General features: G+C 60.2%; 15 protein-coding genes. 7 read left to right on the plus strand and 8 right to left on the minus strand.

The genetic code is table 11. The features are described 5' to 3' along the window. Positions 1-3 precede the first annotated feature (3 nt). From AS156_RS32490 to AS156_RS32510, 4 genes are all read left to right on the plus strand, one after another. On the plus strand, positions 4-1,065 hold the full coding sequence (locus tag AS156_RS32490) for a branched-chain amino acid ABC transporter permease (protein WP_066513438.1): 1,062 nt from the start codon (positions 4-6) through the stop codon (positions 1,063-1,065). 32 nt (positions 1,066-1,097) lie between these two features. Beyond that, on the plus strand, positions 1,098-2,852 hold the full coding sequence (locus AS156_RS32495; RefSeq protein WP_066513439.1) for an FAD-dependent oxidoreductase: 1,755 nt from the start codon (positions 1,098-1,100) through the stop codon (positions 2,850-2,852). An 11-nt stretch (positions 2,853-2,863) separates the two neighbouring features. Beyond that, on the plus strand, positions 2,864-3,802 hold the full coding sequence (locus tag AS156_RS32500; RefSeq protein WP_066513440.1) for an intradiol ring-cleavage dioxygenase: 939 nt from the start codon (positions 2,864-2,866) through the stop codon (positions 3,800-3,802). A gap of 543 nt (positions 3,803-4,345) precedes the next feature. After that, complete coding sequence (locus AS156_RS32510) at positions 4,346-4,741, plus strand: hypothetical protein (protein ID WP_066513441.1); 396 nt, start codon at positions 4,346-4,348, stop codon at positions 4,739-4,741. A 642-nt stretch (positions 4,742-5,383) separates the two neighbouring features. Here the strand turns inward: AS156_RS32510 and AS156_RS32515 are convergent. Continuing rightward, the gene (locus AS156_RS32515; protein WP_245313174.1) at positions 5,384-6,805 is read right to left on the minus strand and encodes an MFS transporter; all 1,422 of its coding nucleotides are present in this window, start codon (positions 6,803-6,805) and stop codon (positions 5,384-5,386) included. A 299-nt stretch (positions 6,806-7,104) separates the two neighbouring features. Between AS156_RS32515 and AS156_RS32520 the strand changes: the two genes are divergently transcribed. The 3 genes from AS156_RS32520 to AS156_RS32530 all read left to right on the plus strand — a co-directional run bounded on the left by AS156_RS32520 (position 7,105) and on the right by AS156_RS32530 (position 10,027). After that, positions 7,105-8,061, plus strand: coding sequence for a hydroxymethylglutaryl-CoA lyase (locus AS156_RS32520; RefSeq protein WP_066513443.1), 957 nt, complete (start codon positions 7,105-7,107; stop codon positions 8,059-8,061). 20 nt (positions 8,062-8,081) lie between these two features. After that, positions 8,082-9,296 carry a CaiB/BaiF CoA transferase family protein gene (locus AS156_RS32525; RefSeq protein WP_245313175.1) on the plus strand — a complete coding sequence of 405 codons (1,215 nt, stop codon included), beginning with the start codon at positions 8,082-8,084 and terminating at the stop codon, positions 9,294-9,296. Positions 9,297-9,370: 74 nt separating this feature from the next. Next, complete coding sequence (locus tag AS156_RS32530) at positions 9,371-10,027, plus strand: YitT family protein (protein WP_201456139.1); 657 nt, start codon at positions 9,371-9,373, stop codon at positions 10,025-10,027. A 28-nt stretch (positions 10,028-10,055) separates the two neighbouring features. On the opposite strand, the gene AS156_RS32535 is transcribed toward AS156_RS32530, so the two are convergent. Genes AS156_RS32535 through AS156_RS41450 form a run of 7 tightly spaced genes read right to left on the minus strand, consistent with a single transcriptional unit; the run spans position 10,056 to position 18,971 of the window. Beyond that, positions 10,056-10,925: a fumarylacetoacetate hydrolase family protein gene (locus AS156_RS32535; RefSeq protein WP_066513445.1), complete on the minus strand. Its 870-nt coding sequence runs from the start codon at positions 10,923-10,925 to the stop codon at positions 10,056-10,058. A 29-nt stretch (positions 10,926-10,954) separates the two neighbouring features. Continuing rightward, positions 10,955-11,935: a 3,4-dihydroxyphenylacetate 2,3-dioxygenase gene (gene hpaD / locus AS156_RS32540; RefSeq protein WP_066513446.1), complete on the minus strand. Its 981-nt coding sequence runs from the start codon at positions 11,933-11,935 to the stop codon at positions 10,955-10,957. Positions 11,936-11,958: 23 nt separating this feature from the next. Next, the gene (hpaE, locus tag AS156_RS32545; protein ID WP_066513448.1) at positions 11,959-13,500 is read right to left on the minus strand and encodes a 5-carboxymethyl-2-hydroxymuconate semialdehyde dehydrogenase; all 1,542 of its coding nucleotides are present in this window, start codon (positions 13,498-13,500) and stop codon (positions 11,959-11,961) included. A gap of 43 nt (positions 13,501-13,543) precedes the next feature. Further along, entirely contained in the window at positions 13,544-15,055 is a 1,512-nt protein-coding gene (locus AS156_RS32550; protein ID WP_066513451.1) for an aldehyde dehydrogenase family protein, read from the minus strand. Positions 15,056-15,084: 29 nt separating this feature from the next. Further along, complete coding sequence (locus tag AS156_RS32555; protein ID WP_066513452.1) at positions 15,085-16,707, minus strand: thiamine pyrophosphate-dependent enzyme; 1,623 nt, start codon at positions 16,705-16,707, stop codon at positions 15,085-15,087. A 48-nt stretch (positions 16,708-16,755) separates the two neighbouring features. Continuing rightward, complete coding sequence (locus AS156_RS32560) at positions 16,756-18,060, minus strand: MFS transporter (protein WP_066513453.1); 1,305 nt, start codon at positions 18,058-18,060, stop codon at positions 16,756-16,758. Continuing rightward, positions 18,057-18,971, minus strand: a complete 915-nt coding sequence (locus tag AS156_RS41450) for an NAD(P)H-binding protein (protein WP_082747855.1) — start codon at positions 18,969-18,971, stop codon at positions 18,057-18,059. The genes AS156_RS32560 and AS156_RS41450 overlap by 4 nt, the downstream gene beginning before the upstream one ends. Positions 18,972-19,100: the final 129 nt, after the last annotated feature.

A 19,100-nucleotide genomic window follows, 5' to 3' on the forward strand; every position in this document is an offset into this window, starting at 1 on the left:
ACCATGCATGGACCGGCAACGACTTGGCGCGTTGAAACGAGAACTAAAACCTCGACCATATTCATGGCATTCGGCGCGCTGGCGGTCATCGCCGGCCTGCTGGCGCCGCTCTACGTGCCGCGAGCCGCGCTGCAGGATCTGTTCTTCATCCTGACCATGCTGGTGCTGGCGCAAAGCTGGAATCTGCTGGCCGGCTACGCGGGACTGGTATCGGTCGGTCAGCAGGCCTTCGTCGGTCTCGGCGCCTACGTGATGTTCGCCGGCGTCCTCCTGTTCAAGCTAGATCCTCTAGTCGCCATTCTGCTTGGCGGCTTCGCCGCGGCTTTGCTGGCCATCCCGGCCGGTATCTTCGCCTTCCGCCTGCAAGGCGCTTACTTTGCGATCGGTACCTGGGTTGTCGCCGAGATCGTGCGGCTCGTCGTCGCGCAATGGAAGACGCTAGGCGGTGGGACAGGCACGTCCCTGCCAGGACCGGCGACGCGGAGCATGCTGGGCATCGATCTGGCGAAAAATCTGTTCGGCTTCCGTCCAGCCCAGGCGGTCGACGTAATCTGCTACTGGGTCGCGCTTCTTCTCGCGGTAGCGACGATTCTGCTGGTTTATCGGCTCTTGCGATCGCGCCAGGGGTTGGCGCTCGCCTCGGTGCGCGACAATCACGAGGCAGCGAGGGCGATCGGCGTCGATGCGCGCCGTCTGAGAGCCATCGTGTACGTAGCGAGTGCGTTCATGACCGGGATCGTCGGTGCACTGATCTACGTCCAGAAGGCACGCATCTCGCCGGACGCGGCATTCTCGCTGACGGACTGGACGGCTTACGTGATCTTCATCGTGGTGATTGGCGGCATCGGCACGATCGAGGGACCGATCGTGGGAGTGCTCATCTTCTTCGGTCTACAAAAGCTTCTTGCGGATTTCGGATCGATCTACCTGCTGGTGCTCGGTCTGATCGGAATCGTCGTAATGCTGTTCGCGCAAGAGGGGCTTTGGGGGCTATTCGCGAGCCGCACCGGCATTCAGCTTCTACCCGTCCGACGTCTTCTTCGCGGCGGATCTCTCAAAAACTGAACAACGAACCGAACAGACGAAGGGAGGGCCAAATGGCCGACATCACTACAGACGTTCTCATCATCGGCACCGGTCCGGCCGGATCTGCCGCCGCCGCGCTATTGTCTACCTACGGCATCGAAAACATGGTCGTGAACCGGTATCGGTGGTTGGCCAACACACCCCGAGCCCACATAACCAATCAGCGAACGATGGAAGTGCTACGCGACCTCGGACGCGACGTCGAGGATGAAGCGTACATGTTTGCCTCGCACCAAGACTTGATGGGCGACAATGTGTTCTGCACGTCGCTCGTCGGCGAAGAGATCGGGCGGCTGAAGACGTGGGGCACGCATCCCCTCTCGCGAGCGGAACACTTGCTTTCTTCGCCAACGAAGATGAACGATCTCCCGCAGACCTACATGGAGCCCCTTCTGTTCAAGACGGCTTGTTCGCGCGGCACGCAGGCGCGCATGTCGACTGAGTACGAAAGCCACGCCCAGGACGAGCAGGGGGTAACGACCACGCTTCTCGACCGACTGACCGGCAAGAAGCTCACCGTGCGGTCGAAATACCTTCTTGGAGCCGACGGTGGCAATTCGTTAGTCGCCCAGCATGCCGGATTGCCATTCGATGGAAAGATGGGCGTCGGCGGTTCGATGAACATCTTGTTCAAAGCGGACTTGTCACGCCATGTGGCACACCGACCTTCAGTGCTCTACTGGGTCGTGCAGCCCGGCGCGGACGTTGGTGGCATCGGCATGGGATTGGTCCGCATGGTGCGCCCATGGGACGAGTGGTTGATCGTCTGGGGATACGACATCAATCGGCCGGCGCCTGAGGTGGACGAAGCCTTCGCGACCAAGGTCGCGCGTGACCTGGTTGGCGATCCCGATCTCGAGATCGACCTTAAGTCAGTCTCGACCTGGACCGTGAACAACATGTACGCGACCAAAACTTCCAACGGACGCGTGTTCTGCATGGGCGACGCCATCCATCGGCATCCGCCGTCCAATGGCTTGGGTTCGAATACGTCGATCCAGGACGCGTTCAACCTGGCCTGGAAGCTCGCCTACGTGCTTAAGGGGCGCGCCGGTCCGAAACTGCTCGACACCTACACGGTTGAGCGTGCTCCGATCGCCAAGCAGATCGTAACGCGAGCGAACAAGTCCATCGACGAGTTCGGTCCGATCTTCCAGGCGCTCGGCTTGCTGGATTCGATAGATCCGGTGAAGATGCAGCAGAACATGGATGCCCGCTGCGAGAACACCGACGACGCCGAGAAGCAACGTGCCGAGATTCGCGAGACGATCGCCGCGAAAGTCTACGAATTCGACGCACACGGCGTCGAGATGAATCATCGCTATGGGTCGCGAGCGATCGCCACGGACGGGCAGATGGAACCTGCCTTCCAGAAGGATGCCGAACTGCACTTCCAGCAAACGACATGGCCCGGTGCGCGGCTGCCTCACGCTTGGCTGTTCGCCAAGGATGGCGAGAAAATCTCCACGCTCGACCTAACGGGACACGGCAAGTTCTCTGTCCTTACTGGCATCGGTGGAGAGGCGTGGGTCGCCGCGGCCAAGAAAGTGGGTAAGGAATTGGACATCGACATCCATGTCCACGTCATCGGACCGCGCCAAGTTTGGCAGGATTTCTCAGGCGACTGGGCGCGGGTGCGCGAGGTAAGAGACAGCGGCGTCGTGTTGACTCGCCCGGATCAGCACGTCTGCTGGCGTCGCGAGACGGTCGCCGACGATCCGGCTGCCGAACTGCGTCGTGTCCTCAAGCAAATACTGGCGAGCTGAAGGAGAGGGTCATGGAAGACCACGAGAAGGGATACTTCACCGAGAAGGACTCGGAAGAGGTCGTAATCGGACGCAATAAGAACGCCAAGGACGAGCGCTTGAAGGAGGTGATGGCCATCGTCATCCGTAAGCTGCACGAAGCGGTCAAGGAGATAGAACCAACCCAGCAGGAATGGTTCGAGGCAATCATGTTCCTCACGCGGACCGGTCAGATGTGCACCGATTGGCGGCAAGAATTCATCCTCCTGTCTGACACGCTCGGCGTCTCGATGTTGGTCGACGCTATCAATCACCGCAAGCCGGTTGGCGCTTCCGAGAGCACGGTGCTAGGGCCTTTCTACGTGCAAGACGCCCCCGAACTAAAGGCCGGTACCAATATCTGTCTCGACCACAAGGGCGAGGACATGGTGATTTCCGGCTTCGTGCGGGATACGACCGGTCGTCCGATCCCGAACGTGAAACTCGACGTCTGGCAGACCAACGACGACGGCTTCTACGATGTGCAACAGAAGGGGCTCCAGCCCGATTTCAATCTGCGCGGCGTATTTCGGACGGATGAAGCGGGACGGTATTGGTTCCGCGCGGTGAAGCCTCGCTTTTATCCGATCCCGGACGATGGACCGGTGGGGCAGCTTTTGGGCAAGCTTGGCCGTCATCCGTTTCGGCCGGCGCATTTGCACTTCATCATTTCAGCGGACGGCTTCCAGACCCTTACGACCCACATCTTTGATTCTACCGATCAATATATCGATTCGGACGCTGTGTTCGGGGTGAAAAAGAGCCTCCTCGCGAATATAGAGCGAGTAACCGATCTCGTCCGCAGCAAGGAGCTCGAATTCGCCAATCCATTTTGGGAAACGAAATTCGACTTCGTGCTCGCGCCGGAAAGCGAGGCCGCGTCGTCTGAGAGGACCGAACGCGGAAAAGTGATTGCCGGTGCGCAGCGGTAGCATCGCTAAACAGTGGCCGCCTGTCGAATGGAAAGCGCGAGCAATTCGAAGAGCTGCCGGATGAAGAGATGCGCGCGTGAGAATGCTCTCCGAGAGGCCGTCGAGGAAGCTGCTGACGACAAGCAACCGTCCAGATTCAAACATTGACCGGGGCACGGCAACAGGCTGTCTTTGCTGACTGAACCTCCAGATAGTTCGTTTCAGCGTGGAGTCCGTGCTCCCTGCGCTCGGATGGTGGGACCGGTACCCTGACCAACCTCGATGTTAAATTTAGTTGGTCTCGCCCGCAACGAAATGTGGTACAGTTTATCCTTTCAGGGGAGTATTCCCATGTTTGATCAAGCGAAAACCGCGCTTTTGCGCGCGGTCCTCGATGAGATATGCGAGAGCATTTCGCGCTCGGACACCGGTGCCCGCACACGCGTTGCTTCAGGAATCTTAGAGGCTGCCGCAAACGGCGAGACCTCTCTTGAGGAACTCAGGCGTACAGGTCGCGAAGCCCTCTCGTCTGCGCCCGCGATGTGGCGCTGACTGGGCAGCGGGGTGAATTTCCAGGTTACAGTTCTGAAGGTGTTGGTGAGCTACCCAGACGGCTTCGCCTCGATGGCCGCACTCAGGCACGACATCGCAATATTAGCGACAAGCGGTCGGGACTGGGCCGATCGCACCAAGCGGCTCGCTTCGCGAGTCCCGGGGCTCGACATTTTTTCCCAAAGGCTCGTCGAACGCGAGAACGGCGGCTGGAAGATCACAAGCAAGGGCCGCAACGTGCTGGATTTCATGGAGGCCAGATCTGGTCTGGGCCGAGTTGTTGCATTGGCTCCGACCGAGGCGCCAGTGCCTCGGTTGAAAAAACGAGAAGACCGATCGCGCCGTCGACGCGAACGCCGCGATCGACGCCGGAAGGTGCGCGAATTGATCGAAGCGACCGCTTCCTGATTGTCATTCACGCGGCAATATTGCTGAGGTGGCATCCGGAACTGCCTCTGACGAACGCAACGCATTTTTGGTGCAGTTCTAACATTCCGCGCCAATTGACAGGTTGAAGCAGAGCGACTTTTCCGCGCCCGCAAATTCGAAGTCTTTCGAGTTTAAGGAGCGTGATCCGGTGTTCAATCTGCCCGTTGACGAGGGGTGGAGCTATTGCCGCCCGAGTTACGCCTTCATCCTAACGGCTCACTTGGGAAACGATTCCACGAGACCAGCGTGGTAGCTGACCATTGAATGCCGAACTGATGGACCCTAATGTCGCGGTGCGCGTTGCCCGTTTCTCCTGGCTTCGACTATGGTCCGGAACATGCTCAAATAGCGGGTCGCCTCGACGGCCGGAATGCTATGCTCCCACATCTGGCCGGTCAGGGTCGGACATCAAGTACAACGATGTAGGTGTAGCATCGAGCAGGTGCTCCATCCGTGCTCCGTCGCTGTCGGAAACTGAATTTCCAGGCAGTTTCCAAGGACCAGAAATCTTGTCGAATGCGGCTTGCCGCGATGTCGGCCTATGCCGAGCCGACATCATATTCAGCGCAAAAGACTTGCCCAATCTAAGTCGCCGAGCCGCGGAAAGACGAAGATGGTCGTTCACGCTGCGACCTGTTCCCGAGTCTTGGGCCCAAAAATAGAGATAACCAGCATGACAATCATCATGGCGGTTGTGATAGCCGCAAACACGCCAGAGACGCCCGAGTTGCGCAGGACGAAGGCTACGGCGAATCCGGAGAACATCGCGCCAACGCGACTCGCGGAATAGACAATGCCTGCGGCCTGTGCGCGGATGCGCGCCGGGAAGACCTCAGTTTGATAGGCATGATATGCAAACGAAAGTGTCGTGTTCGCAAACGTGATCGCGAGACCGCAAGCAACTATCGCTACCGGCTGCACGAACTCGGCAAAGCCATATCCGGCGCACGCGATGACAAAAGCCATTGTCACGATGATCCATTTGCGTTCCACTTTATCGGCGTAGCTGATCGCGACCAGGGGCGCCAAGGGCGCGGCGAAGGCGATGACGAAGGAATACTGGAGGCTCTTGGTGATCGTGATTCCTTTTTCGATCAGGAGGGTGGGGGCCCAACTTGAGAAACCGTAGTATCCGAACGCTTGGCACAGGTTGAAGACGACCAGCGTCAGCACGATCGTCAGGTAGGGCGTTCGCCCGAGATCAGGCAGGGCAGCTGTCGTTGACGACCGTGGAATGAACATCGGCGTTGCAACCTCGAGCTTGGTGCCGATTTGTCGCTCGACCCGCACTTCGATCGTAGAAAGGATATTGTCGGCCTCTGCGGTCCGGCCCTTCTGTGAGAGCCAGAAGGGGCTTTCCGGAACAGCACGGCGAACGAACCATACGATGACCGCGCCAAATGCAGCGATGCAGATAACCCAGCGCCAGCCATCGAAGCCAAGCGGGGATTGCGGCACCAGCCACCACGCCATCAGTGCGACAGTGGGCTGTGCAAGAAACATGATCGTTTGGTTGAGTGCGAAAGCTCTCCCACGCATGCGTCGAGGGACCAGTTCGGTAATGTACGCATCGATGGTGATTGCCTCGACGCCCAGGCCGATTCCCGCGAACAAGCGCCAGGCGAGGAGCCATTCCGTGCTGGTCTGAAAGGCCATAATCACGGTGGCGATGGTGTAGATGACAAGCGCCCAAGTGAATACAAAGCGCCGTCCGAGCTTGTCGGGAATGAAGCCAAGGAAGAACGTACCGATAAAGAGACCGATGAACGTTACCGCGACGAACGCACCGATTCCCTGAAAGCCGAAGAAGTTTGCAGTTGTGGTGGAAAGCAGACCGCTCTGGGTCATCCCGGGGGCGATGTAGCCGGTGAAAAAGAGATCGTAGAGTTCGAAAAAGCCGCCGAGCGAAATTAGGATAATGAGGCGCCAGAGATAGCCACACATGGGCAGCCGTTCCATGCGGCCGGCGATTTCCTCGATAGAGCCTCTGCTTGAAGCCGTCCGGCCTTCCACGGCGGTCGCCGCGACGGTCGTCATGACCATGTCCTCGTCCTCCCCATATGAATCCTGCTCTGTGCAGGGCCGACATTGCAAGTTAAGCACCTTGCTTATTAGAGAGGCACGATGCCGAAGGCGCTCGGGTAAAACCAATAGAACTTCCCGATATGAGGCTTCTGGAAACGAGATGTTTAGCTGAATACGTTGCGGACCATCGAACAGAGCAGCTGTTTCTTGCGGCATCTGATTCCCAGAACGACCCGATCTCCAAATTGTAATTGTCAGATCGCCCCACGGCATCCACGGTTGGTGATCAGCAAGAATAGACCGGGAGACAAGGGTATATGGATCTGCCAAAGCGCGTAGTCATCAGCGAGGAGGGGCCGCGCGAAGGGTTTCAGATCGAGAAGGGGCCGATAAAGACGGCCGACAAGATCGCCCTCGTGGATGCGCTCTCCGGATCTGGCCTCTCGCATATCCAGGTGGGGTCCTTCGTCAATCCCAAGCATGTGCCCGGGTGGGCCGACGCCGAGGCCGTCTTTGCGGGCTTTCAGCCGCGCGAAGGGATCGAATACTCGGCCGTGTGGTTCAACGAGGCCGGCCTGCGGCGCGCGCTCGCCTTCAAGGACAGGTTGACGCTAGAAGGCTTCATCTCGCTGAGCGCGTCAGAGCCCTTTGCGATCAGGAATCTCAACCGCGATCGCGCCGGTCAGATCGAAGCGATGATGAAATATGTCGCGGTTCATCGCGACGCTGGTTTGCCGATCGGGAAAATCATCGTGATGGCGGCATTCGGATGCAACTTTGCGGGGGACATTTCTACCGCAAAAGTTGTCGAGACAGTTGCTGATGCGCTCGCAATCGCACGCGGCGCCGACATTGAGCTCGATGACCTCACGCTTGCCGACTCCATGGGCTGGGCCACTCCTTCCCGGGTTGCGGCGGCAATCGGAGCAGTGCGTGATCGCTGGCCAGATCTGAAGATCGCGCTACATCTGCATGACACGCGCGGGCAGGGAATCGCCTGCGCCTATGAGGGACTGCGGCTCGGAGTGACGCGCTTCGATGCGGCCGTCGGCGGGTTGGGCGGCTGTCCATTTGCGGGCCAGCCAGGCGCGCCGGGTAACATCGCGACCGAAGAGCTCGCACTGCTTTGCGAAGAGATGGGAATTTCAACCGGCGTCAACGTAGAGGCCCTCATCGAGACCGCCCGGCTGGCTGAACGGATCGTCGGGCATGGCCTGCCGAGTGCGGCGCTGCGTTCGGGCACCCTTGCTTCATTCAGAAGGAACGCCGTATGACGACGAACTCACCAAAACCCTTGGCCGGCCTCAAGGTCCTCGATTTCGGACACACCATCATGGGGCCATGTGCGGGCGTCTTGTTCGCCGATCTGGGCGCAGATGTCATCAAGATCGAATCGGTCGAAGGCGATCCGACTAGAAAGTTGCCTGGGTTCGCCGCTGGCTTCTTTGCGGCCTACAATCGCAACAAGCGCTCGATCGCAGTTGACCTGAAGCACCCGGAGGGGCAGGCTATCGTCCATCGGCTCGTCAGGGATGCTGATATCGTTCTTGAAAACTTTGGTCCCGGCACAATCGAGCGGCTGAAATGCGGATGGGAAGATCTCCGGAAGATCAATCCCCGTCTCGTCTATCTCTCGATGAAAGGCTTTCTGAAGGGCCCCTATGAGAACCGAGGGGCGCTCGATGAAGTCGTGCAGATGCAGTCAGGTTTGGCGTACATGACCGGTCCGCCCGGTCGCCCGCTCAGGGCAGGAGCACCGGTCATTGACATTCTCGGCGGCGTATTTGGGGTCGTGGCGGCGCTATCGGCACTTCGTGAGCGGGACCAGACCGGACTGGGCCAGAAGGTCTCGAGCTCCCTGTTCGAGAGTGCGACTTTCATGCTCGGTGCCGTCGTCGTTGGAAGCACTGTTATTGGAGCGCCGATGCCGCCGATGCCGGCGCGGAAGAACGCCTGGGGCGTCTATGACGTCTTCACTGCGAGTGATGGCGGTCAAGTCTTCATCGGCTGCACGTCGGACGGTCATTGGCAGCGGTTCTGTGAGGCCTTCGAGTTCAATGACTGGCGCGATGACGCGCGGTTGACCGGAAATGCCAATCGTTGTGAGGCGCGTGAGTGGATGCTTCCCGAACTCGAGCAGCGTCTGGCAAAGCTTCCGCTCTCGGAAATCCTCGAGAAATGCGAGGTCGCCCGGGTGGCGTATTCGCGCGTCGGAAGGCCGGACGAGCTCTCGACCGATCCGCATCTCCTTGCTCACGGCGGGTTGCTTGCGACGGCTGTTTCCGGGTTTGGCGGGGGCTCCAAAGTCGGAATTCCCGCGTTGCCTGTCGAATTTGGCGATGCGCGGGAAAGGCTGGTTCTTGAGCGCCAACCGCCGCGCATAGGCGAGCATACCGACGAGGTGCTGCGTACCGCGGGGTATTCGGACCGCGAGATTGCAGGCTTCCGCTCGGCAGGTGTCTTGGCGCCGCAGACCTCGGACGCGCTGGATACATCGAGAGTAGCTTAGGCATACGACCGTCGACGTGCGAAGGGCAGGCACCTGTGCCGGACCTGAGAGCATGCCGAACGGAGCCGAGCGTCATGATCTCTGCGAGAAAAGCGAAGGCATTCGTCGGAAACGAAGCGGGCGCAAAGCCGCCCGCCGCGGTACCGCATACGCGGTGGGAAGACGTGCAAGCCCTGCTCACCGGTTCGCTGTTCATGGCGTTCGCGATCGTGCTGTTCAAGCAGGCTGGTCTTCTGACCGGCGGCACCGTAGGCTTCGCCGTCATCATCCACTACCTGACGCGCTGGCCGCTTGGTGTGCTGCTTTTCGTCATCAATCTCCCGTTCTACGTCTTCGCATGGCTTGCGCTCGGTCGATCCTTCACGATCCGGACATTTGCTGCGGTTAGTCTCGTCGGAATCTTTGTGGAGTGCTTGCCGCACGTCGTCGCCATTGCGTCCATCAATCCAGTCTTCGCGGCGATCATGGCCGGACAGTGCGCCGGTATCGGGATTCTGATCCTGATCCGTCACGGTGCCAGCATGGGAGGCCTCACGGTTCTCGGCCTGTACCTGCAGCAGAGGCGTGGCCTGCGAGCCGGCTGGGTGCAGCTCTGCGGCGACTGCCTGATCCTGGCATTCGGAATGTTCGTCGCGACGCCACAGAACGTGGCGCTCTCCATTCTCGGCGCGGCTTCGCTGAATGCGGTGATCGGCATCAACCACCGCGAAGGGCGCTACTACGGGACCTGAGTTCGGCAGTGACGTCTCGCGTCGACGATCAGGTCTCGTCCGTGACGCCGTTGCGCAGGACACCAATTCCGTCGGCATCGATCTCGATGATGTCACCCGGCACCAGCCATCGCGGCGGATCAAAACGTGCTCCCGCGCCGGTCGGTGTACCCGAAAGAATGACATCGCCTGGCACGAGCGTTGTGAAGGTCGAGATGTAATTGATCAGGCGACGGAAGCTGAAGATCATTCGGCTCGTGCGATCGTCCTGTCGGATTTCGCCGTTCACGCGTGTGGTCAGCCTGATGTCGGCGAGCTGGGACTCAGAGGTGTATGGGACGATCCAGGGACCGATCGAGCCTGTGCCGTCGAAATTCTTTCCCTGGGTCACGTTGAATTTGGCATGACGGGCCCAATCCCGGATCGTTCCCTCGTTGGCGAGCGAAAGAGCGGCGATGTGCCCGAGGGCATTGGACTCCGAAATATGGCGTCCCTGCTTGCCGATAACGAAGACGATTTCGCCCTCATAGTCGAGTTGAGGGGAAGCCTTCGGGCGGGTCAGCGGGGTTTCGTGTCCGACGAATGAGCCTGGAAAGCGCACGAACAGCGAAGGATTACCTGGAGCGGTCTGGCCATCCCTATATTCCTCATTGCGATCCGGGTAGTTGACCCCAACGCAGATGATTTTCTCCGGCGCTTCGATCGGAGGAAGGAAGCGGAACTCGCCTTCCGAAAAATCAAGGGGAAGGGCCGAGCCGGCATCTACGAGCCGGTTCAGGGCCGCGTCAGCGATTGCCTCCCGGAGACCACTCCAGCGTTTGCCAAGCCGGCTGCCGAGATCAACCACGCCGCCAGGGCGGACAAGGCCATAGCGCACCTCTCCATCAGCCAGGAACGTGCAAAGCTGCGGTTGGGTCATGCTTCTATCCTAGTTTGGCTGGGTCCAATCTACGGCGCGACGATCGGCGTCGATTTAAGTTTGGATGCGCGAAGCTCTGCGCCCCTGAAGGTCGATCCTTCCTCGAACCAGGACCGCGGCGCCGGCGCGCCCCACAGCGTTTGACGCTGCGGGTCTTTCAAATCCCATCGGATCGGCTCAAGGTCGGGATCCACGGTCTGATAATCCGAGCAATAGATCTCGATGCGATGCCCGTCGGGATCGCGGACGTAGAGGAAGAAAGCATTGGATATGCCGTGGCGGCCAGGCCCCCGCTCAATGTTATTGACGTAACCGGTCGTCGACATGAGGTCGAGCAGATCGACGATGTTAAGCGGAGTCGGCACCCAGAACGCTACGTGGTGCAGCCGAGGCCCGAGCCCGTTCGTAAACGCGATATCATGCACGCCGCCCTTCCGATGCATCCACGCCGCCCACAACTCTGATCCGTCTTCCGAGTCGGTGTACTCCGTGACCCTGAAGCCGAGCGTATTGTAGAACTCGACGGAGGCCCGCACATCCGGCGAGAAGCAGTTGAAGTGATCGATCCGGAGCGGCTTGACGCCCTTGTACAGGGTATACTTCTGGTGGATTGGAGCGAGGCGATCCATCGTGGCGTAGAACTCGAGCGGAATGCCCTGCGGGTCGCGGGTGCGGAAGGTGCGTCGCTGATGCGGAGCGTCGATCCATTGCACCGGCAGGCCTTGCGTCTCGAAATGCTTTGCGGCCCGATCAAGATGCTCCTCGTCGAAGATCTTGAAGCCGAGCTCATTCGCAACGCCGTGATCACCCTGCTCGAGGATTACACAATGGTGTCCGCGCTCCTCAAGAGCCCGTAGATAAACCCTCTTCGAGTCCTCCGCGGTGACCTGCAATCCCAGCGTATCGACGTAAAAGGCGCGGGACGCCTTGAGATTCGTCACGGTCAGAACGATGTGGCTCAGCCTGACGATGTTGAACGGAGGATATAAAACGCTTTTCGGAATAGACATATCGTGTTCTCCAAATTCGCCAGTCAGAGCCCGATGCGCGGGATCTTATGGCCGTCGTAGGCAATCGCGATGTTCTTGGTTTCCATGTAGAAGTCGAAGGAGTAGTCGCCGCCATCACGGCCAATACCGGACTGCTTGACGCCGCCAAACGGCGTCGGCAGGTGGCGAACATTCTCCGAGTTCACCCAGATCATGCCGGCATCGAGATCGCGTGCGATGCGGTGTGCGCGGCCGACGTCGCGGGTCCAGATGTAGCCGGTCAGACCGTAGCGCACGTCGTTCGAGATGCGCACGGCGTCGGCTTCGTCTTTGAATGGAATCATCGTCAGCACGGGGCCGAAGATCTCTTCCTGGGCAATCCGCATGTCATTCCGCGCCTCGGTGAAGAGGGTCGGCTGGACATAATTGCCTTTCCCGCCGAGCGCGCGTTCGCCGCCGACTGCGACGGTTGCACCCGCTTCGCGCGCGAGGCCAGGATAGCTCAGGACCTTTTCGGCGTGACGCGGGTGGATCAGCGGACCGATCTCCGTCGCCGGATCGAGCGGATGGCCCACTTTGAGATTCGCAACGCGTTTGGCTGCCTTGGCTGCGAAATCCCTATAGATGCCCTCCTGCACGAGCGCGCGAGAGGACGATGTGCAGCGCTCCCCGTTAAGCGAGTAGATCATGAAGAGGACGGCGTCGAGCGCGCGATCCTGGTCGGCATCGTCGAAGACTATAACCGGGTTTTTTCCGCCCAACTCGAAATGAACCCGCTTCAAGGTAGCAGCACCCTGGCGCATGATATGAGAGCCGGTCGTGGTCTCGCCGACGAATGCGACGGCTTTGATTTCCGGATGCTCCGTCAGGCTCTTGCCGGCGCGCTCGCCCATGCCGTGCACGAGATTGACGACTCCGGCCGGCCCACCGTGTCTTTGGATGACCTGGTCCATGATCTCGGTCAGGATCACGGCGGAGAGCGGGCTCCATTCTGCCGGCTTGTGGACGACCGTGCAGCCTGCCGCGAGTGCGGGCGCGATCTTCCAGGTCGACAGCATGAACGGCGTGTTCCACGGCGTGATCACACCTATCGGCCCGATGGGTTGGCGCATCGTGTAGTTGATATGATCGCTGTCTGGAAGCGACTGACCGTCGGCCGCACCTGGTGCGCGATCGGCATAAAAGCGAAAGTTTTCCGCACCCCGCAATGCGGCCTTCGCCATATAGCGGATGGGCTGCCCAGTATCCGAACTCTCAACCAGTGCGATCTCGTCGGATCGCGCCTCGATGGCATCGGCTATGGCGTGAAGGATCTCACGCCGCTTTGCGCCGGAGACATTTCGCCACGTCTTGAAGGCCTCTGCGGCCGCGTTGCAGGCCATGTCGATATCGGCCGCGTCTCCCGACGCGACCGCACACTGCCTATCGTTGGTGACGGGATCGATCGTGTCGAACGTCGCGCCGGAGGTCGACAACGTCCGTTGTCCCGCGATGAGGTGCGGCACGACGCCGCCCCTGAAGCGCTTCAGGTATCCGGAGGCTCGTTCTTGAGTGGCGTCGAGATTGTTCGCAGGCGCGTCGGGCATATTGCTCCCCATTTTGTGACCTGTTGGTCCGGTGGACGGTCCGCTAGAGCGCAACGCAGATGGATTTCGTCTCCATGTAGTTCTCGACGGCGGTCGCGCCGTGCTCGCGCCCGATGCCGGATTGCCTGAACCCACCAAAGGGCATGTTGGGGTCGAGAACGTTGTGCATATTGACCCAGACTGTTCCGGCTTTGACCGCGTCCGCAAACGTGAAGCAGCGATTGATGTCTCGCGACCAGATCGATGCCGAGAGCCCGTAGACGGTATCGTTCGCCTGGCGGATCGCGTCGTCCATGTCGTCGAAGGGCATCAGAGCCGCGACGGGCCCAAAAATCTCTTCGCGGACGAGGATGTTCTCGGGCTTGGCGCCGACGATCACGGTCGGCTTCACGAAGAAGCCATTGCTATCCGTTGCTGCGCCACCTGCTGCGACGCGCGCTCCCTCCGCGACGCCCTTTTCGATCAAGCCGAGGACGCGCGATTGTTGTTTTTTCGAGACGAGAGGATTGATCTGATTGGCGGGATCGAAGCCCGAGCCGATCTTGAGCGTGTTGGCGACGCTGACGAAGGTCTCGGCGACCTTGTCATAGATGCTCTTCTGCACCAGCACGCGTGATCCGCAGGTACAGACCTGGCCCTGATTGAAATAGACGCCGATGGCGGCAGCGGTGCCGATCAAGTCGGGGTTCATATCATCGAACATGACCATCGGCGACTTGCCGCCGAGCTCAAGCGCGAAGCGGGTCATGTTCTCGACCGCTGCCCGCCCGATGATCTTTCCGACTTCGGTTGATCCGGTGAATGCGACCTTGTCGATGCCGGGATGCGAGGCGAGCGCCGCGCCGGCCTCGTGGCCATATCCGGTTACGACGTTGACCACTCCTTCGGGAAAACCGACATCGCGGATGATCTGTCCGAGCCTGAGCGCGCTCAGCGGCGTTTCCTCAGCGGGCTTCAGCACGATGGTACAGCCGGCCGCGAGTGCGGGCGCGATCTTCCAGATCGCCATCGACAGCGGAAAATTCCAGGGCACGATGGCGCCGACCACGCCAACCGGCTCCTTGCGGGTCATTGCGCGATAGCGCGTTCCTGGTGGAACTGCGATGGAGACATCGAATGTTTGGCCGTAGATCTTGGTGGCCCATCCTGCCATGTAGCGCACGTGCTCGACGGACGCTCCGACCTCAATTGCTCTTGCGATGCCGATGGATTGACCGTTATTCGCGGTCTCGAGCTCGGCAAGAACAGTGCCGTTTGCTTCGATCGCATCGGCGAGCTTCAACAGCAGCCGCTCGCGATCGGCGGGCCGCAGCTTCGACCAGGAGCCTTCCAGCGCCTTTCGTGCCGCTCTGACTGCCGCATCGATCTCGGCTTTGCCTCCGGCGGGCACAGCGGCGATGGTGCCGCCTGCGGCGGGGTCGAACACCGGGATTGTCGCGCCGCTGGCGGCAAAGACGTCACGGCCACCGATCGTCATCGTGTGTTCGGCGGCAAGAAAGGTCCGGGTGGCTTCGCTTACGGGCAATTCGGCGGATGCGTGAACGTGTGTGGTCATCGATAGTTCCTCGTGGTCGCTATTGCTGTTTAGGAGGCCGGCGGGTGAATGAAGGGCCAGGGGCTTGCCTCGGACCCCTTCTCGACGGGCACCTCGATCAGGCTCGGCGCATCCAGCGCCAGCGCTTCTTCCAGGGTTTTCCTCAATGCCGCCGGCGAGGACACGCGATAGCCCGTCAAACCGAAGGATTCGGCGAGGCGCACGAAGTCCGGATTGGTGAGGTCCGATCCGATATATCGCCCTTGATACGTCTGTTGCTGATCGCGAAGGACGTTGCCGTAGGCGGAGTTGTTGAAGACGATCGCCACGACATTGATGCGGTGATGCACCGCGGTTGCCAGTTCCTGAAGGCCGAACAGGAAACCGCCATCGCCGGATACAGAAACAACGGCTTTGTCGGGATTGGCGACCTTCACGCCGAGCGCGGTGTTGTAGCCGAAGCCGAGATTGTCCTGATAGCCGCAGGTCACATATTGCCGCGGGGCATAGACCGGAAATCCAAAGCGGCTGGTGAAACCCATCTGGCTGACTTCCTCGACGAAGAAGCCATCGCGCGGCAGGCTCGCGCGGATTGCATCGAGATAGGCCATTTGGGGCTGCACCTCGGCGATGGCGGCGCGAGCCTTGGCTTTCAGCTGGAAGAACTCTTCATGTCGCGGCGGCGGAGAAGGCCCCTTCAGTGCATCGACCAGGGCTCGCGTTCCGGCGGCCGCGTCGGCGACAATGCCGATATCTGGCTTCAGCCGCACCATCTCGGTTGGATCGATGTCGATGCGAATGACCTTGATGCCCTTAGGCATCCAGCGCCAGCGCATGTACTGGAGCTCCAGCCGGCTGCCAATTCCGATCAAGACATCTGTAGTCTTCCAATAGTCGCGGGCGGCCACGAAATCGAGCGACAGTGGGTCGTCGTCCGATACGATCCCCTTGCCAGAGCGATGGGCAGTCACGGGCGCCTGGAGCCGGTCTGCGAGTTCTCGTATTTCGCGGCCGGCAGTCACTGCGCCGCCGCCGACCATGATGAGCGGATTCTTGGCGGCCGCGATCAAAGCGATCGCCTTCTTGATCTCATCCGGATCAGGCTGGGGTGCGGGCACCACCCTTCCGGTCTGAGCCGGGTTATCGCAACTGCCCTTCTTGCCAAACACGTCCCAGGGCGCTTCGACAGCTACCGGCCCTTGCCGCCCACTCAGCATCTGCGTGAATAGCGCGGCCATCACATCGCTCGTCTCGCTCGGATGATTGATGCGCGCAGCCGCCTTGGTCAATCCGCGCAGGGTCGCGAGCTGATCGGGCAACTCGTGGAGCTGACCACGTCCGCGGCCGATCAGGTCGAACATGATATTGCCCGTGACACACAGCACCGGCGCGTTCGCGCCATAGGCGGTGCACAAGGCGGCACCCGAATTCAGAACGCCCGGACCGGGCACGACCGTATACACGCCCGGTCTTCCCGTCGACTTGGCGTACCCGTAAGCCATGTAGCCCGCGCCCTGTTCGTGACGCGTATGGATGAAACGCAATTTGTGACGCTGCTCGTAAAGCGCGTCGTTGAAGTCGTACATGTGGGCGCCGGGAATGCCGAAGATCGTGTCGACCCGGTGATTGGTCAGGGACCGAGCGATCAGGGCTCCGGTGGTTTCGCGATGCATTGTTTCGTTCTCTCGGGTGAGGTCAGCGGTCGTTGCCGTATCGAAGCTTCACAGCCTTTGCGGCTCAAGCCGGGGCTGCGGCTCAGCCTTGTCGAAGAAGGCCGCGACCAAGAGGATCGCGATGATCTGACCGATCGCGATGGCGTGAACGCCGTTGACCGGCGAACCCGTAGCGTCAGCGACGATGCCGATGTAGGAGGGGGCTACGAAGCCAGCGAGGTTACCCACCGAGTTGATCAGGGCGAACCCGACGACTGCGGCGGGACCGAAATAGACCCGGGCTGCATAGGCCCAGAACACCGGAATGCAGCCGAGCACGCCGCTTGCCGTGAGCGCTAAGCCGATGATGGCGAGCGTCGTATTAGTGCTGTTCAGAGAGGTCACCATAAGGCCGATCGCCGCCGTGAAGCCGCCGGCGACCAGATACCATTTGCGACCTCCCGCATCGGACAGGCGGCTGAGGACGGGCATCGCCCCGAACGCGCAGAGCGAGGGAATTGCTGCGAACCAGCCGATCGCGACCGGATTTGAAATCCCCGAGCCCTTGATGATCTGCGGCATCCAGAAAGCGATGCCGTAATTGCCGAGCAAAAGCAGGAAGTAGACCGCGGCCATGAGAAGCGTGCGTGGGCTCCTCAGCATCTCGCCGATGGCATGCGTGTGCGCGAGCCGCCTGGAGATCTCCACTCCTTCTTCGACGATCAGGCGCTCATCCTTGCCGAGCCACCGGGCGTCCTTGGGTTCGTTGGGCAGGACGGCAAACAGCAAGGGCGCAAGCAGTATCGTGACAACCCCCTCGAGAAGAAAGAGCCACTGCCAACCAGATAAGCCTGTAAACCCTGAGAGGCGACCGAGGATGTTGCCAGAGATCGGCCCGTTGAGCATTCCCGCGAGCGGAATGGACATCAGGAACCAGCCGTTCACGCGCCCGCGATATTCGTTGGGGAACCATCGCGAAAAATAGAGCTGCGTTCCAGGCGCAAATCCGGCCTCGGCCGCGCCGACGAGGAAACGCAGGACATAGAACCAAGTCTCGTTTGTTACGAAAGCCATGGCGAGCGTCGCGACACCCCAGGTCACGAGAATGCGCGTGAACCACGCCTTGGCGCCCACACGGGCGAGAATGATGTTGCTCGGTATTTCGAACACGAAGTAGCCGATGAAGAACAGACCTGCACCAAACCCATAGGCGGCGTTAGAGAGTCCAAGCTCCTTGGACATCTGAAGCTGGGCAAATCCGACGTTGAAGCGATCGACGATGCCGATAAGTTGTACGATGAAGAGGATCGGCAGGATCCGCCATGCAACTTTGGCAAAGATTGGATTTGAAACAGTCTGTTGCGATCCGATCATGACGTCCTCACTTTGGAAGCCGGAATACCGTGCTGCCGAGCCTGACCTCCGAGATTGAGGTCGAGAGTGGGGAGGAGGTCGCGAACGCGCGCTGGCGCTCGGCCGACCAGAGTTTGGAAATCGTCCGTCAGAGCGGTCATGTACCCCTCGCGGATCGCCCGTCCGTATGCAATGCGCCGCTCGATCAGGTCCGCCCGCAATCCCTGACGTTGCAGATCGGCCATCTGCTCCTCGTCGGAGATGGCCCGATATCTCACGGCCAGACCGAGTGTTTCGGAGAAGATCGCACAGAGATCGGCGCAGCTCAGGAGTTCAGCTCCGGACAACCGCCAAGCTACTTGACTGCGTTCCGACAGGACGGCGGCCGCCGCAGCTTCCGACAGATCAGCGCGGCCAATGAAGGGAAGGCGGGCCTCTCCTGCCGCCATCCGGAAGATCCCGTCTTGCCTGGCGGCCTCGGCGACCCGCTTGGCGAAATTATCCGCATACGGCCCGTCGCGCAGCACCACCCAGTCAACGCCGGAGGCGATGAGGTCGGCTTCCATCATGCGATGAACGCGGGCAACGCTTGAAGGTGAGTTGGGATCGACGTCGAAGAAGCTGGTGTATAGAATTCGCCGGACGCCACACGCGAGCGCCCCCTCGAGCGCATTGCGATGAAGCCGGATACGCTCCTCGTCGGGTCCCTCAACCGAGACGATCAGAAGAGTATGGACGCCGTGGAAGGCTCGGTTCAGACTTTCCAGCTCAGCGAAATCTGCCTGCCTAACTTCGTCGGCGAAGCGCTCCAGCTCTGGATCTTTATCTAGCCGTCGCGTCATCGCGACAAGCGGCTGACCCGAACGCATTGCTGCAACAGAACGAACTATCCTCCCGCCGAGATAGCCCGACGAGCCAGTAATCCCAATCATGCGATCCTCCCCGATTGCTGGCCAAAGCCGTGCGGGCACAGCGAGCAGTCAGGCTGACCTTCTGCTACGTTGACGCCAGCGATCGTTTAAGGAGTAGAGTGATGGACTTGCCGACGTCTAACAATTATA

This window comes from Bradyrhizobium macuxiense, from assembly GCF_001542415.1.
In the GTDB taxonomy this organism is placed as follows: Bacteria; Pseudomonadota; Alphaproteobacteria; order Rhizobiales; family Xanthobacteraceae; genus Bradyrhizobium; species Bradyrhizobium macuxiense.

Coding starts and splice junctions, on each gene's coding strand:
- AS156_RS32515 (WP_245313174.1), bottom strand. CDS start 6,805: ATGGTCATGACGACCGTCGCGGCGACCGCCGTGGAAGGCCGGACGGCT.
- AS156_RS32560 (WP_066513453.1), bottom strand. CDS start 18,060: ATGATCGGATCGCAACAGACTGTTTCAAATCCAATCTTTGCCAAAGTT.
- hpaE (WP_066513448.1), bottom strand. CDS start 13,500: ATGCCCGACGCGCCTGCGAACAATCTCGACGCCACTCAAGAACGAGCC.
- hpaD (WP_066513446.1), bottom strand. CDS start 11,935: ATGTCTATTCCGAAAAGCGTTTTATATCCTCCGTTCAACATCGTCAGG.
- AS156_RS32495 (WP_066513439.1), top strand. CDS start 1,098: ATGGCCGACATCACTACAGACGTTCTCATCATCGGCACCGGTCCGGCC.
- AS156_RS32520 (WP_066513443.1), top strand. CDS start 7,105: ATGGATCTGCCAAAGCGCGTAGTCATCAGCGAGGAGGGGCCGCGCGAA.
- AS156_RS32490 (WP_066513438.1), top strand. CDS start 4: ATGCATGGACCGGCAACGACTTGGCGCGTTGAAACGAGAACTAAAACC.
- AS156_RS32530 (WP_201456139.1), top strand. CDS start 9,371: ATGATCTCTGCGAGAAAAGCGAAGGCATTCGTCGGAAACGAAGCGGGC.
- AS156_RS41450 (WP_082747855.1), bottom strand. CDS start 18,971: ATGATTGGGATTACTGGCTCGTCGGGCTATCTCGGCGGGAGGATAGTT.
- AS156_RS32500 (WP_066513440.1), top strand. CDS start 2,864: ATGGAAGACCACGAGAAGGGATACTTCACCGAGAAGGACTCGGAAGAG.
- AS156_RS32555 (WP_066513452.1), bottom strand. CDS start 16,707: ATGCATCGCGAAACCACCGGAGCCCTGATCGCTCGGTCCCTGACCAAT.
- AS156_RS32535 (WP_066513445.1), bottom strand. CDS start 10,925: ATGACCCAACCGCAGCTTTGCACGTTCCTGGCTGATGGAGAGGTGCGC.
- AS156_RS32550 (WP_066513451.1), bottom strand. CDS start 15,055: ATGACCACACACGTTCACGCATCCGCCGAATTGCCCGTAAGCGAAGCC.